This window comes from Ruegeria sp. AM5 (genome assembly GCF_056540645.1).
The window spans coordinates 21,678-36,056 of sequence record NZ_JBQFXC010000015.1; the positions used below are offsets into that span (position 1 = coordinate 21,678).

Below are 14,379 nucleotides of genomic sequence, written 5' to 3' on the forward strand. Positions count from 1 at the left end.
TCTCTTTCCGGTAAATCACTACTATACCTGATAAGTATCGCTTATCAGGAATGATTGATTTAGGCGCAAAATTACGCAGAATGGGTCCATGAACCCCCCTGCCCCATATCTGCCCGCCTCCTCCCCTGCCCTATCCCCGGCCGATCAGGAGGCGCTCACCGATCTCTATGTGCGCGGCACGCCTGAAAACACATTGCGGGCTTACGAACGCGATCTGATCTACATCACAGCCTGGAAGTCTGTTCGGTTTGATGCCGCTCTGGTCTGGCCGGAGTCAGAGGCCACGGCGCTGGCCTTCATTCTCGATCATGCCCGCGATCTTGAAGATGCGTCAGAAGAGGACATCGCGCGGCAGGTGGCGGAGGCGCTGATCGCGCAAGGGCTGCGCAAGTCCCTCACCTGCCCTGCCTCCTCGACGCTGGACCGGCGCATCGCCTCCTGGCTGGCGTTTCACCGGATGAAGAACCTCGCCTCGCCGTTCGATGCGCCACAGGTGAAACAGGCCCGTGCCAAGGCGCGGCGCGCTGCGGCCCGTCCCCCGGCCCCGAAATCGCAGCACCCGATCACGCGGGACGTGCTGGAACAGCTGCTGGCCACCTGCCGTGGATCGCATCGGGATTGTCGCGACCGCGCTATCCTGATGTTGGGTTGGGCCTCAGGGGGTCGGCGGCGGTCGGAACTGACCGGGCTGATGCGGGAAGACGTGTCGCTTAAGGAATTCGACAAGACCGGCGTGGTTTGGCTTTCTCTGCTGGAAACCAAGACCACAGCCAAGGGCGACACCCCGCGTCTGGTACTGAAGGGCCGCGCGGCGCAGGCTCTGGTGCATTGGATCGAGGTCGGTGAGATCGAGGACGGGCCCCTGTTCCGACCGATCTCCAAGTCCGACCGGGTTTTGACACGCCGCCTCTCACCGGACGCAATCGCCCAGATCGTCAAGCGGCGGGTGAAGCTTGCCGGACTGCCCGAGGGATTTGCCTCGCCGCATGGGCTGCGCTCAGGGTTTCTAACCCAGGCTGCGCTGGACGGCGCCCCGATCCAGGCCGCCATGCGCCTGTCGCTGCATCGGTCTCTCGCACAGGCCCAGAAATACTACGATGATGTGGATATCGCAGAGAACCCGGCGGCGGATCTGCTGGGGTAGTTTCATTGCCTACGGGTCCGCACGGGCACCTCACTGACAAAGTCATCCTAGAAACTCTTGCCTCTTCAAATTCACCCTTGGCGGCATGACAGGATAAGGTGCTTGTGTTACAAATCGCAATCTGCCAATTGGCCCGCGAGTGCAAAATTACCTAAACAAGCATCTTTGCTCTGGCTGATCCCGAAGTGCTTCCGACCACGGGATCAAACAGATATTTGCAAGACATTCTGAAGCTGCCGGAAGAAATCGTGCCAGACCGATAAACAGTCACCCCACTGCCCGCTTGCGCACCCAACCCAGAAACGCGGCATCCGGCTTCCGCAACCGTGGCGTGCCTGACCGGACCCAGACCCCGCGCCATTCCGCTTCCAGCCCGTAGACATCAACACCGGGCATGAGACGGCGCGCCTCTTTCAGGGTTTCCGCATCCAGTACCGGCGGAGGTATGTCCGGCTCAATCAGCCCTGCACGCGGAGTAAACCGGATCAGATCCCCCGGATTCTCGCGCATCTCGTAATCGGGCAAGTGGTCCGCTTCGATCATATCGCGGAGCATCTTGCGAAAAACACGCCGCGGCGACGCGCTGCCTGACTTCTTCAAAAGCGTGTCCACCGAAACCGCCCAACCAGGCTGACGCCCGCAATGTTTGCGCGCCAACTCGTAAATCCTCCGTTCCAGAGGTTTACGCAGACGAAAGTAATCACGCGACAGCGTAAGCACGGATTTCGACAACACCGCCCGATATAGCCAGTCGGACAGGGTCACCGCCACACTGACCATCCGGCCTCCGCGGGTTTTGCGCACAATCTCCCAGCTTTCGATCAAACCAAAACCCGTGGTGGTTTCTTCTTCTCCTGTGACGATGTTGGTGGTGATGCGAGTGCCCGCCAACCGTTCGAAAGCCTCGCGCAGCCGCCGGTAGGCATCACCGCTGGTCTCACGGTTGGTTGCCATCAGCAAATCATGCGCCTTCAGCTGCAACGTTCGGCTGACCGTACGTCCGGCGTTGATCGCCGCCATAAGCTGACTGATGCAGAAAATCAGGATGTCTTTGTCATGAATCGTCGCCAGCCCTTTGACCGACGGCGTCACTGTGATTTGCACACCGTTGTGCTGGTATTCCAGAATGCGGCGATCCGGACGGGTCGCCAGCGAGAACAGCGGGTGCTCCATACTAGCGAGATCATCCTTGGGAATCGCGTCAAAAACATCGCAGACGAAGAAATCGCCCTGCTGCGTGCGGTCTGGAAGAAGACCCCCGACCGTATCTGTAACTGCCCTGCCCATGGCCCTCTTTCCTGCAGCTCTCTTTCGGAGCCTTCCTGTCGAACCGTCATCCGACTCGTTTTTTCGTGGTTTTAGTGACACCTATCGTAGAGTTATCCACAAACTCGCACAACGGGGGTTCAGAGTCACCAGATCGGGGGATCAGAGTCATTATATCGGGGTTTCAGAGTCAGTGTGTGAGAAAAAATATAGGTCAATTATCTGATATAAAGCAATAATTTAGGCCGCGAGGGAGTCCTTAACAATATATAACACAAAAATAACTTAAAAAGAAAATCCGCAACATCCTGAGATGCGTTATATTCGCACCATTATCCCCTTATTTTGCTTAGAAAAATCAGCTCTGTACGCATTTCGCTTTCATGTGCCGTGTTTTTGCGTATCATAGGGAAAAGGCAGTACATCAGGCGGCGATCACCATGGCTAAGGACGGAACTCCCCTTCCCCCCTATTTCAATATTGATCCAGATTCCGCACTTGCAGATTTGGACTTACCCACAGGCTCAGACGATTTTGAAGCCATTGCTCAGGCTTGCGCCCAAGGTCGAGCCGATCTTGCCAGTCGGGGTTTGAGTGATGAGGGGCATAAGTCTTTACGCCTGTTTTCCACCTGGGAAATCACCCGCTATTTGATCCCTGTTGCTCAAGCGCATTTTCGCCGCGTTCTAAAACAAAACCCTGACCTGCCTCAGGGACGATCCGAAACCGAAGGTGGTGCCAAGTGGTTCAGTCTGGAGGAGGTGTTGCGCCTGCGGGCCTTCTTCGGTGCGCAGGGCTCGAAGTCAAAGAATTATCTGCCTTATCGACCAAAGAAACAGCCTGCCAAATTGGTTGCGGTGGCCAACTTCAAAGGTGGCGTAGGTAAGACATCCACTGCAGCGCATCTGGCAATGTCCGCCGCGCTTGATGGGTATAAAGTACTTGTCGTCGATCTCGACAGTCAGGGCTCAATGACTTCGATCTTCAGTGGTCATGTCGAAGATGAATGGCAAACAGCCTTTCCCTTGCTGGCCCGTCACTACGGTGAATATCTGCGTATAGAAAATCAACGGCGCTTGGATCGTGGAGACCCACCGCAGCCGCTCGACGACACATTGAGTGCGGCTTTGGAAATGACAGCGGAAGATGTCATTCAAAAAACACACTGGCCTAATATCGATCTGATCGGAGCACAACTAAATCTCTACTGGGCTGAGTTCCAAATCCCGGTCTGGCGCATGCAGGCGAGAGGGTGGAAACTTTGGGACGCATTAAGCGACCGGTTAACAGCTGATAGTGTGCTGGAGAACTATGATCTTGTTTTCATAGATACTCCCCCTGCCTTGGGCTATCTGACTATAAACGGTCTGTCGGCAGCCGATATTCTGTTGGTGCCGCTTGGGGCCTCCTTCTTGGAGTTTGATTCTACAGGGCGGTTCTTCAATATGTTGCATTCGACATTTGCCAGCATTGAAGATGGTGAGAATGTTGCAGCTCGAGCCTTGGGGCGACCTGAAATGGCATTCGAATGGGATGCTGTCCGCGCGGTCATCACCCGATATGACGGAGCCCAGCAAGGGGAGCTTTCGGCTCTGATGCAGGCCTATCTGGGCAAAACGCTTTCTCCACACCGACAGGATTTCACCGCTTTGATCGGACAAGCTGGCGAACAGGTAAGCGGAATTTATGAAGCTGACTACCGCGATTTCAACCGTGAAACCTATGCGCGCGGCCGCGAAACATTCGACGCGACTTATGCTGCATTCAAGCGACTGTTGATCGGTGTCTGGCGCCGGGACGAACTGGTTGCGCAACAGGCGGCAGAATAACGATCCCGGGACAAAACACTATAGGGCATGTGAGGAGAAGCAGAGATGGCAAAACGCAAGCGATTGACCCCAGCCCAACCGAGCTATCTGAGCGCGGTGCCCGAGGTGAAATCTGCACCATTAGGGACCAATGCGGCGCCTATCGCACAAGTCGCGGGAGAAGCGTCAACCGTAGCCGCGCTTGAAGAAGTTACCCAGGCCTTGCAAAGCGCCCGAAAAGAAGGGCGCATGATTGAGATACTGCCTTTGGAGGCTATAGATGAGCGTCATCTGGTGCGTGACCGTCTTGGGCAAAACGAAGAAGAAATGACTTCATTGCTGGACAGCCTGCGTGCCAGAGGGCAGCAAATGCCCATTGAAGTTGTAACATTGCCGGATGCAAAAGGACCTCACACCCATGGCTTGATCTCGGGATGGCGACGCTTGACAGCACTGCGCAGGCTTTATCTGGAAACCTCGGATCCCAAATTCGCACATGTGAAAGCGATGGTGATCACTCCGGACACGGCTCAGGATGCTTACGTGGCGATGGTCGAGGAAAACGAGATCCGGGTGAATCTAAGCCACTATGAGCGCGCACGGATTGTTGTCAGAGCTATGAAAGAGGGAGTCTACCCAACGCGTAAAGCAGCCCTACAAGGTTTGTTCGGTAGTGTAGCCAGATCAAAACGATCAAAGATTGGTTCGTTCATGGCACTGGTAGAAGCGTTTGATGCAGACCTCCATTATCCTTCTGCGATCAACGAAAAGCTTGGCCTCGCACTGTGCCGAGAAATATCATTGGATTCCGAGTTTTCTGAACGATTGCAGCAAATGCTTCGTGACAGCTCCAGAGGGAGTGCCGAAGCCGAAGTTATGCTCTTATCTTCGGCTTTGGCTAAACGCGAAAGATGTTCTAAATCTCGAGGAGCACTTAAGAAATCGCCACATTCTGAATCGCACAAACTTGAGACAGATTCCGCAAAAAAAGAGGATACGCTGACCTACGCTTTGCAGGGGGTTGAAGTGCGATTTACCCCAAATTCGAGACGCATTGAATTGGTAGGCGATGCGGTTTCACATCAGTTTGCTGCCGCGCTACAGGAGTGGTTGCAAAAGCAGCTGTAATTAGCAGATGTTTCGCGCGCGAAACATTTATTGCTTGCCTTTATCGACTCCAGTCGCCTTCCGTTTGCTCAGATGGGCGATTGAACAACACTTGCAGCATTCTGCGTGCTCGATGAAATCTGATCTTTGTGAGACAAAGAAATGCGAGACGCCTTTCTTTCAATCCCTTTATGCGTTTTGAAAACGCTAAAGTAGCAAGTTCCCCTAATGGTGATGCTGCAAGTAAACAGGCCTTGACCACCCAACGCACCTTTCCAAGTGGCTTGTCGGCGAGATCAGAATAGTCATGAGCTATATGCCGGTCCCATTTTCCTGCAAGCTCATCGAAAGACTTGCGAGCCGGATGATAAACGATCATGTTCTCGACATATGCGATTTTAAAACCTTGCGCCGTGGCGCGTAGCCCCCAATCTCGGTCTTCTGCAGTTCCAAGCCCAGCAAATGGCCCCACCGTCTTGAAAACATCTGATCTCATAGCAAGGTTGCCGGTGCCGGAGAAGCCTTGAGCAATGTACCGCTTGTTGCGATACGCATAAAGACGTTCATACGGCTCCAAAAAGGTGGGTTTTGCGGGGTTCGCATATTCGACTTGAACATCTCCGCCAATTATCTGGGTCCCAGGATTTTGGAATGATTTTTCTATTGCTGAGATCCAACCTTCATGAGCATGGCAATCTGCATCTATAAAGGCCAAGATATTACCTTGGGCGCTGGTCGTCCCGAGGTTGCGGGCTGGGCCCGGTCCTGGTGTTTTTTGTATTAAAAGTGTTGCGTCGGGGAAGTTGGAAAGAACTTCCGTAGGGCTTTGTGTTGAGCCATTGTCTACAACAATAATCTCCAGTTCGGATGTAAAATCTTTTTGGCTTTGTAGGCTTTTTAAACAGGCTATTAGATGCTCAGGCTGATTGTAATGTGGAATGATGATGGATATCAGCATCGGACACCCTGATTTTGATCTCTCAATAACTCTGTTTTGGTTTGGTTAGTGTCCATAACTTATCAATTGTATATTTTATCGATAGGGTGTGTGTTTACTGGTCTCTAGGTGACATCCAAGAAGACTAGAATGGGACAAAACGCGCTAACCCTCTCATACTCTGGTTCATAAATTCGATCAGCCGTTCATCCGCGTCGGCTTCGGTTTCGTCTGGAGCAATCGGAGTAATGTAGCGGACCAGTGCACCGTCCGTGCGGCCCATCATGATACTGTCCATGACGACGCCCATTTTAACCTGAAAATCATTGGTCTGACGTTTTCCGCGCTGTTCGAACCAATAATATACGAGTTGCTGGTTTGAACCTTTCTGAATAACTGCGCGGATCACATCGAAAGTACCATACCCTTCGACATCTGGATTTATTTCAATAGTGTTAAGGCTGAAGATTTCCCAGCCGTCGGCCGGCAGGCACACTTCCGGGGAATGAATGTAAGATCCTTCAGTTTGCTTGTCATAAAACGCTACGAACATGTTGACGTAATCTGGTTCTCCAGATCGAGTGTATATCACATTTAGGTATTCGGTAGCATCCAGGGATTTCTCAACTTCGGGCTCCAACCGAACGCTCGACCCGGACCACTCATCAAACTGCTGTGGGAAAAGGGCAAACGGTTCACGATCAATTTGTCGGATGTCAGAGGTAGGCTGCAAGGCCCAGGCTGCTGAAACAGTCACTGTCAAAAGTGTTGCAACTGCCAATGCACGTGAGGGGCGGATCGAAAGAATTTCAGCCAGGATCGGGACAAAACCATGTGTGTCTAAGTCTATTGCTTCGGCAAGTGGTTTTGGATTTGGAGAGAGGCGCTGCAATGCAATTGCCATGGTAAATAGAATTGCTATGCAGATAAGAAAAATCACCCAGCCTTCAAAAAAGTGTAAGAAGCCTTCTGCAGCCGCGATACCATAACTGTCCACAAGAATTCCGATAATTCCTATCCTGACCGAGTTCATTAATATGGTCAGAGGGACAGCAGACAAAAGTAAGACTAACTTATGCCAAAGGGGGCCACGATAGAGCAGCGCGAACAGATAGGAAAAACTGAGGATTGGAAACAAATAACGTAACCCAGAACAGGCCTCAGCAACTTGCAGCTTGTAGACTCCCAGATCAATTATGTTCCCCTCCAGAAAGACGGTTACACCTGCTAAATCGACCAGCCAGACACCTATTACGGAGGATACCCACTGAAGAAAAATTGTTAATTTCCAATACAGAAACTGTGGTAAAGGCAGCATGAACACTAGATGCACCACAGGCAATTGATGATGCCATCCGCGTTTCCAGCCAAAGATGCTCAACACCACCCCTCCGATCCAGACGATCATTGCATAGGTTACGATGTCGGGAATGCGGGTTAGATTTCCGAAGACCGCCAACATTAAAGCGGCAAACACGATGATTATTCCTGGCCAGCGATCCGTCACATGCGGGTCGGGTGGTGGCAGTTGACGCATTTCTCGGAGGAAAAGATACAACGAGATGACCGGGATCAGGGGGCCGTGGCTATACTCGGGTGTCGACCAAGCCTGAACCAGTGAGACAAGGCCGATCCAAAAAATCGGCACAGACCCCACCATAAGCAATAAGAACCAGGCCAACCCCGCTGGGTTTATCGTGGGTAGGCCATATGAGTATGAGTCAAAATCGCGTGCGTTAGGCATATAAACTAGCCGTTTTCAAACCAATACTAAAGCCACTAGGAAACGAGGATACTCCGGCTCTGCTGGAGAGCATCATAGGTTCGAGCCGCTGGGAAAGCGAGTCTTCTCGTTGTCAACGGGTTGTGAAGGTCCGCGAAAGTGTGAAGAAAACCTCGTTCGACTGTGTGCGAGGATCGCTTTCGGATTCGTAGTTTATATATTCATAGCCAACTGAAAGATCCCAATCTTCGGTAATCTCACGTACATATGCAGTGCGAAATGTTCCGATCTGGTTGTTTTCCGCGCTGCCAATTCCAATTGAGGAAACGCTGGCATAATCAAGATTGAAGGTCATGAGGGAAAGCGGATTGATGGCGACTTCGTAGCCCAGAAAGGCGCGGGTGCGACGGGTTTCCTGGCTACGGTCATTGGTACGATAACTGCGATCAAATCCAACGGTTAGTCTGGTACGCGACCGTTCGTGAACATATAGGACGCTACCGATTGGGTTGGTATCGCCCAGCGGTCCACGTGTAAATCCCAGGCTTGTCTCAAGCTCACCTAGTGGCAATTCAAGATCGCGCGCGAACAGGATTGTGTTGCGGCGTCCATTGATACTTAGATTCGACCCAAACTCGACCCCGGCGCTGCCATTGGGCAGTTCGCGAAGCAGCCCTAGACTTCCGACCACTCCGCTTTCACGTATGTCCGGCCCGAACTCTAAGGTTTCATCAATGTCGGTGTAACCAATCGTAGCCTCAAGCGCAGTCGTTGGGTCAATATCATATGTCAGCGAAAAGTCGGTGAACCTGCTGGTGCGATCTGTGCCTTCTGTATCCTCTGCTTCATAGTCCTCTTGTGCAAAGGTCAGCCGACCTTCCAGTACCGGCGAAAACCTAAAGCGCCCAAACACTTCATTAAAGGTGGTCTCGCGGTCAAAAAGATCAGGATCAGTCGTGTCGTCATAATCGATGCGTGAATAATTCGAAGATAGGCCAACACCAAAAGGATCGTTCACCCCTGTTTCAAATTCCAATCCTGCGCGGGTCGCTTTCCGGGTCCCGTCGTCCAGAATGAGTTCATCATCCGTATTATCAAAATCTTCGTCGATGCGTCTCAGGGGGTCTTCAAAGTTCAGATCAATTTCACTGTAACCCAAATTTAAATCAAGCAGACTGTTGGCCCCGAAACGACCATAGTTGAATGCTGCAGAAGGTGCGTCGAATTCAAACCCACTGGCTTGTTGGGGAGTATCAGAAAATCGAAAAATGCCGCTAAGGCCAAGTGACAGCCGATCCAGAGTTGTTTCTTTCAGCAGATCATAGGTTACGGTATTGTCCCACAATGTAGTGGTTCCCGGTGACGGTTCGTCCAGTCCGAAGTTGTCGTTAGCCCGCAGAGACGAAGAAATGCCGAAGCTTTGGGTTATCCCACTTGCTTCAGTCTCTTGAGGCGTCGCGGGTTGGGCTGCAGTAACGATGTAGAGCGCCAAGAAAATACCGGTCGCCCTTTTGCTGCTCATCCTCATTCGGATATCTTCCGTTTATTCTGTTTATATATTCACTAACGCTGTTGCTGTGTGAAATCATTCATGAAGCGTGCGGCAACAGCGCCTGTCTTTCCGGACGTAACGTTAAAGCCACAATAGCCGTAGAGACATTGTATTGTTGATTGGCGCTTAGGAAGAAATGTGTGTGCAGAACTCTACCCAGAAGAATGGGCGAAATCTCAAGAAAATTGCTACTATTTTGAATAATATCACTTCAGAGTGCCTACAGGCCTAAATAGATATCAAGTGAATTCCAAAGAAGCACCTCGATGAGGCGTGTGAGCTGTGGGGAGTTAGATGAAAATAGAAGACACGCATTTGTCAGGCGTGCGTATTCTTTGTCCTAGCCGTTTCGGGGATACCCGAGGTTTTTTTAGCGAAAGTTGGAACCGCAAGGTCCTATCTGAACATGGGATTGACCTGGAATTCGTGCAAGATAATCTTTCTCTCTCTGTCACTTCGGGGACGGTCCGCGGCCTGCATTTTCAGGCACCACCTCACGCACAAGACAAGCTGGTGCGCTGCGGACGTGGCCGTTTGTTTGATGTCGTCGTCGATATCCGCAAGGGATCACCTACTTTCGGGCAATGGTTTGGAGTTGAATTGTCGGCTGAGAATGGGCGCCAACTTTTAGTACCAAAAGGTTTCCTGCACGGGTTCGTCACGCGCGAGCCCAACACCGAAATCTGCTACAAGTGTACCGACTATTATGCGCCTGATTGCGATGGCGCGGTGCGCTGGGACAGTTGTGGCATTGACTGGGAACTGACCGACGATCCGGTTCTGTCCGAAAAAGACGCCGCCGCTCCGGCCCTGCCCGATTTCGACAGTCCTTTTGTGTGGGAGGGTGCTGCGTGAAAATCCTTGTGACCGGCGGGGCCGGGTTCATCGGATCGGCTGTGGTCCGGCAGGCCATTGCCGCAGGGCATCAGGTGATCAATCTGGACGCGCTGACCTATGCCGCCTGTCTCGACAATGTGGCGAGCGTGGGCAATTCGCCCAATTATGCCTTTGTAGAGGCTGATATTCGTGACCGTGCAGCGATTGATCGGGTCTTTGCCGGCCATAGCCCGGACGCCGTGATGCATCTGGCGGCGGAATCCCATGTGGACCGTTCGATCGACGGGCCCGGAACCTTTATCGAGACCAATATCACCGGCACCTATACATTACTTGAGGCCGCGCGCGCCTACTGGCAGCGGCAGAACCGGCCCGAGGGCTTCCGCTTTCACCACATTTCGACCGATGAGGTGTTTGGCTCGCTTGGCGAAAGCGGTGCGTTCACCGAAGAAACGCCTTATGACCCGCGCTCGCCCTATTCGGCCTCGAAAGCGGCCAGCGACCATCTGGTCCGCGCCTGGCACGAGACCTATGGGTTGCCGGTGGTGCTATCCAATTGCTCGAACAATTACGGGCCGTTTCATTTCCCCGAGAAACTTATCCCGGTGGTGATTCTGAACGCCTTGGCGGGCAAACCAATCCCGGTCTACGGCAAGGGTGAGAATGTGCGCGACTGGCTGTATGTCGAGGACCACGCCGACGCGCTGCTGACCGTACTGCAGAAGGGCAGGGTGGGGCTGTCGTACAATATCGGCGGCGAGAACGAAGCCCGCAACATCGATCTGGTGCGCATGATCTGTGCGATCTTGGATGCAAAGCGCCCCCAAAACAGACCCTATTCCGAACAAATTACCTTTGTTGTCGACCGCCCCGGCCATGATCTGCGCTATGCTATCGACCCGACTCGTATCCGTGATGAGCTGGGCTGGCGTCCCTCGGTCACGTTGGAGGAGGGGCTGGAAAAGACGGTGCAGTGGTATTTGGATAATGAAAGCTGGTGGCGGCCCCTGCAGGACCGGGACGGCGTGGGTGAGAGGATTGGTCATCCGATTGGGGGAGAAGGATAAATGCAGATAGGTTTTGCTACACTACTAGGCGATCCTAAGGACCCTAAAACATGGTCAGGGACGCCTACATTTATTTCACGAGCGCTAGAAGAAGAAGGGGCAGAAATCCATTACTTTGGCCCATTTTCTTCGCCGGGCCTATTTTCTACCAAGGTGAAAAATAAAATTCGCCGCAGTCTTGGCTTATCAGGCTTATTACCTGGAAATTCGTTCGCAGCGGCCGGGGCTTGTCAGCGGAGCCTTGTGAAGCAGTCTCGAGGCTTGGACTTGGATATACTGATGTGTCCGGCCGGCTCAGCAGTCATTGCCAACTTGGAGATAGAAACCCCAATTGTATATTCTTCAGATGCAACTTTTGCTTTGATGGCGGATTATTACCCTACGTACTCCAACGTCTCCGCTGCGGCCAGAAAGCAGGGAGAAATACTCGAAGCTCGCGCAATTGAACGAGGAGATTTGCTTTTGTACCCAACCCATTGGGCTGCAGATTCTGCGATCAAGGACTATGGCGCATCAAGAGACAGAATCCGAGTAATTCCTTACGGGGCAAACATTGATATCCCACCTTCCCGTGAAACGGCCCTTGCTGCTCGAGAAGATGGCCCTGTTAAACTTCTGTTTGTCGGGGTGGATTGGGAGCGCAAAGGTGGCAACATCGTAGTGGCTACAAGCGATGCTTTGAACGCTAGAGGCATTGATACTGAGATTACGGTCATCGGTTGTATACCGCCTGAAACAGTCCAGCGGGACAACATGAAAGTTTTTCCATTCCTCAGAAAATCTGTCCCAGAAGAAATGCGCATTCTTGAGGATTCTTACGTTGACGCCGACTTCTTTTTCTTGCCAAGCCGTTCTGAATGCTACGGTATCGTTTATTGTGAAGCTGCCGCTTTTGGGTTGCCAAGTATTGCCGCTGACACGGGTGGAGTATCGGAAATTGTTCGAAATGGGGAAACAGGAATATGCTTGTCGCTTGACGCAGAGGGGCCAGAGTATGCTGACGCTATTGAACGGTTGCTAGTGGATTCCAAAACGCATCAAGCAATGCGTCAAGCTGCTCGGGATGATTATGAAACCCGATTAAACTGGTCCGTTTGGGCAAAGCAAACAATCGCAGAGACACAGCCTCTTCTCAGGTAACTTAAAACAAAGTGATGTTGGTATGTTTCTTGTATTTGGACAGAGTGGTCAGGTAGCGCAAGAACTCTCCAGATCGGGTGGAATTATTTGTTTAGGACGCAGTGACGCAGACCTCTCTGAGACAAAAAACTGCTCTATGATCATTCGTGCGCAGAGCCCTCAAGCAGTGATAAATGCTGCAGCCTACACGGCTGTGGACAGCGCCGAGGAAGATGAAGTACTGGCGACAATCGTCAACGGTAAGGCCCCTGGAGCAATGGCCGAAGCGTGTGCCGAACTGGGTGTGCCATTGGTTCACATCTCGTCAGATTATGTCTTCGATGGTAGTGGGCACGCACCCTGGATGCCCTACAATGCGACTGCTCCGCTAGGGGCGTATGGGCGGTCGAAGCTTTGGGGCGAACAGGCTGTGACCAGCGTAGGGGGGTGTTATGCAATCCTGCGCACCTCATGGGTGGTCTCGGCGCATGGTGCGAATTTTGTAAAGACCATGCTGAGGCTGGGCAAGGAACGTGACCGGCTTACCATTGTTGCCGATCAGATTGGTGGCCCAACTCCGGCGCGCGCCATTGCGGCGGCTTGCATGGAGATTGCCAGGCAGCTTGTCGATGATCCGAGCAAAACAGGTACCTACCATTTTTCCGGGGCTCCAGATGTCAGTTGGGCCGAGTTTGCGCGCGAAATTTTCAAACAGTCAGATATTCCCTGTGAGGTGGTGGATATTCCCAGCTCGGACTATCCGACCCCGGCCAGGCGGCCTTTGAATTCGCGGTTAGATTGTTCAATGTTAGAGACTGTTTTTGGCATTCCCCGCCCGGATTGGCGGCAAGGATTGACAGATATTTTGAGGGATTTGGGAGAGATCTGATGACACAGCGTAGGGGGATCATCCTGGCAGGTGGCAGTGGTACACGACTTTATCCGATCACTATGGGTCTGTCGAAACAACTGCTGCCGATCTATGATAAACCGATGATCTATTATCCGCTCAGCGTGCTGATGCTGGCCGGTATTCGCGAGATCTGCATTATCACTACGCCACAGGATCAGGAGCAGTTTCAGCGCACACTGGGGGACGGATCGCAGTGGGGCGTAACACTTAGCTACCAGATGCAGCCCAGTCCCGACGGGTTGGCGCAGGCCTATATTCTGGCCGAGGCGTTTCTGGCCGGCGCGCCATCGGCGATGATCCTCGGCGATAACATCTTTTTTGGCCACGGGCTGCCAAAACTGATGGCTGCCGCAGACGCCAAATCCTCAGGGGGGACGGTGTTTGGCTATCACGTGGCCGATCCCGAGCGCTATGGCGTGGTGGCCTTTGACGATGCAGGCCGAGCGCGCGAGATCGTTGAAAAGCCGAAGATGCCTCCTTCAAAATATGCGGTGACGGGACTCTACTTCCTGGATGCCACGGCTTCCGAGCGTGCACGGGCAGTGAAGCCTTCGCCACGAGGCGAACTGGAGATTACTGATTTGCTGCAATCTTATCTGGAAGAGGGCGCGCTGCAGGTTGAAACGATGGGGCGTGGATATGCCTGGTTGGATACGGGCACCCATGCCTCGCTGCTGGATGCGGGAAATTTCGTACGCACTTTAGAGGAGCGGCAGGGATTGCAGACCGGTTGCCCCGAAGAGGTTGCCTTTCAAAAAGGATGGATCAATTCAGATGAGCTAACCCAACAGGCAGAAAAATTTACCAAGAATGGCTATGGGGAATACTTGACTCGGTTGCTGACATAGGTTGTGGAATTTGCCTCTGCGCTTGTTTGCAACATGAGGCGAATCCCAAGAATTAGTG

Annotated in this window: 12 protein-coding genes; 8 read left to right on the top strand and 4 right to left on the bottom strand. The window is 52.6% G+C overall.

The window, feature by feature from the left end; genetic code table 11:
* Window positions 1-88 precede the first annotated feature (88 nt).
* Complete coding sequence (locus tag ACR0AH_RS19655) at window positions 89-1,144, top strand: tyrosine-type recombinase/integrase (protein ID WP_480593369.1); 1,056 nt, start codon at window positions 89-91, stop codon at window positions 1,142-1,144.
* Between the two features lie 267 nt (window positions 1,145-1,411).
* Here ACR0AH_RS19655 and ACR0AH_RS19660 read toward each other — a convergent pair whose 3' ends face one another.
* Window positions 1,412-2,431 (bottom strand): replication initiator protein A, encoded by a 1,020-nt coding sequence (locus tag ACR0AH_RS19660; protein WP_480593371.1) that lies wholly within the window; start codon window positions 2,429-2,431, stop codon window positions 1,412-1,414.
* A gap of 419 nt (window positions 2,432-2,850) precedes the next feature.
* Here ACR0AH_RS19660 and ACR0AH_RS19665 point away from each other — a divergent pair, with 419 nt between their 5' ends.
* Both ACR0AH_RS19665 and ACR0AH_RS19670 read left to right on the top strand, forming a co-directional pair.
* Window positions 2,851-4,239, top strand: coding sequence for an AAA family ATPase (locus tag ACR0AH_RS19665; protein ID WP_480593373.1), 1,389 nt, complete (start codon window positions 2,851-2,853; stop codon window positions 4,237-4,239).
* Between the two features lie 45 nt (window positions 4,240-4,284).
* Window positions 4,285-5,346, top strand: a complete 1,062-nt coding sequence (locus ACR0AH_RS19670; RefSeq protein ID WP_480593375.1) for a ParB/RepB/Spo0J family partition protein — start codon at window positions 4,285-4,287, stop codon at window positions 5,344-5,346.
* Window positions 5,347-5,386: 40 nt separating this feature from the next.
* On the opposite strand, the gene ACR0AH_RS19675 is transcribed toward ACR0AH_RS19670, so the two are convergent.
* The 3 genes from ACR0AH_RS19675 to ACR0AH_RS19685 form a co-directional block, all read right to left on the bottom strand.
* Window positions 5,387-6,283: a glycosyltransferase family 2 protein gene (locus ACR0AH_RS19675; protein ID WP_480593377.1), complete on the bottom strand. Its 897-nt coding sequence runs from the start codon at window positions 6,281-6,283 to the stop codon at window positions 5,387-5,389.
* 124 nt (window positions 6,284-6,407) lie between these two features.
* On the bottom strand, window positions 6,408-7,910 hold the full coding sequence (gene xrtD / locus ACR0AH_RS19680) for a VPLPA-CTERM-specific exosortase XrtD (protein ID WP_480593379.1): 1,503 nt from the start codon (window positions 7,908-7,910) through the stop codon (window positions 6,408-6,410).
* Between the two features lie 208 nt (window positions 7,911-8,118).
* On the bottom strand, window positions 8,119-9,507 hold the full coding sequence (locus tag ACR0AH_RS19685) for a hypothetical protein (RefSeq protein ID WP_480593381.1): 1,389 nt from the start codon (window positions 9,505-9,507) through the stop codon (window positions 8,119-8,121).
* Window positions 9,508-9,831: 324 nt separating this feature from the next.
* On the opposite strand from ACR0AH_RS19685, the gene rfbC reads away from it, so the two are divergent.
* The 5 genes from rfbC to rfbA are packed head-to-tail and all read left to right on the top strand — an operon-like array spanning window position 9,832 to window position 14,321.
* Entirely contained in the window at window positions 9,832-10,392 is a 561-nt protein-coding gene (gene rfbC, locus ACR0AH_RS19690) for a dTDP-4-dehydrorhamnose 3,5-epimerase (protein ID WP_480593383.1), read from the top strand.
* Complete coding sequence (gene rfbB / locus ACR0AH_RS19695) at window positions 10,389-11,441, top strand: dTDP-glucose 4,6-dehydratase (protein ID WP_480593385.1); 1,053 nt, start codon at window positions 10,389-10,391, stop codon at window positions 11,439-11,441. The genes rfbC and rfbB overlap by 4 nt, the downstream gene beginning before the upstream one ends.
* On the top strand, window positions 11,442-12,581 hold the full coding sequence (locus tag ACR0AH_RS19700) for a glycosyltransferase family 4 protein (RefSeq protein WP_480593387.1): 1,140 nt from the start codon (window positions 11,442-11,444) through the stop codon (window positions 12,579-12,581).
* Window positions 12,582-12,603: 22 nt separating this feature from the next.
* Window positions 12,604-13,449 (top strand): dTDP-4-dehydrorhamnose reductase, encoded by an 846-nt coding sequence (rfbD, locus tag ACR0AH_RS19705; protein ID WP_480593388.1) that lies wholly within the window; start codon window positions 12,604-12,606, stop codon window positions 13,447-13,449.
* Complete coding sequence (gene rfbA, locus ACR0AH_RS19710; protein ID WP_480593390.1) at window positions 13,449-14,321, top strand: glucose-1-phosphate thymidylyltransferase RfbA; 873 nt, start codon at window positions 13,449-13,451, stop codon at window positions 14,319-14,321. Before rfbD ends, rfbA begins: the two co-directional genes overlap by 1 nt.
* Window positions 14,322-14,379: the final 58 nt, after the last annotated feature.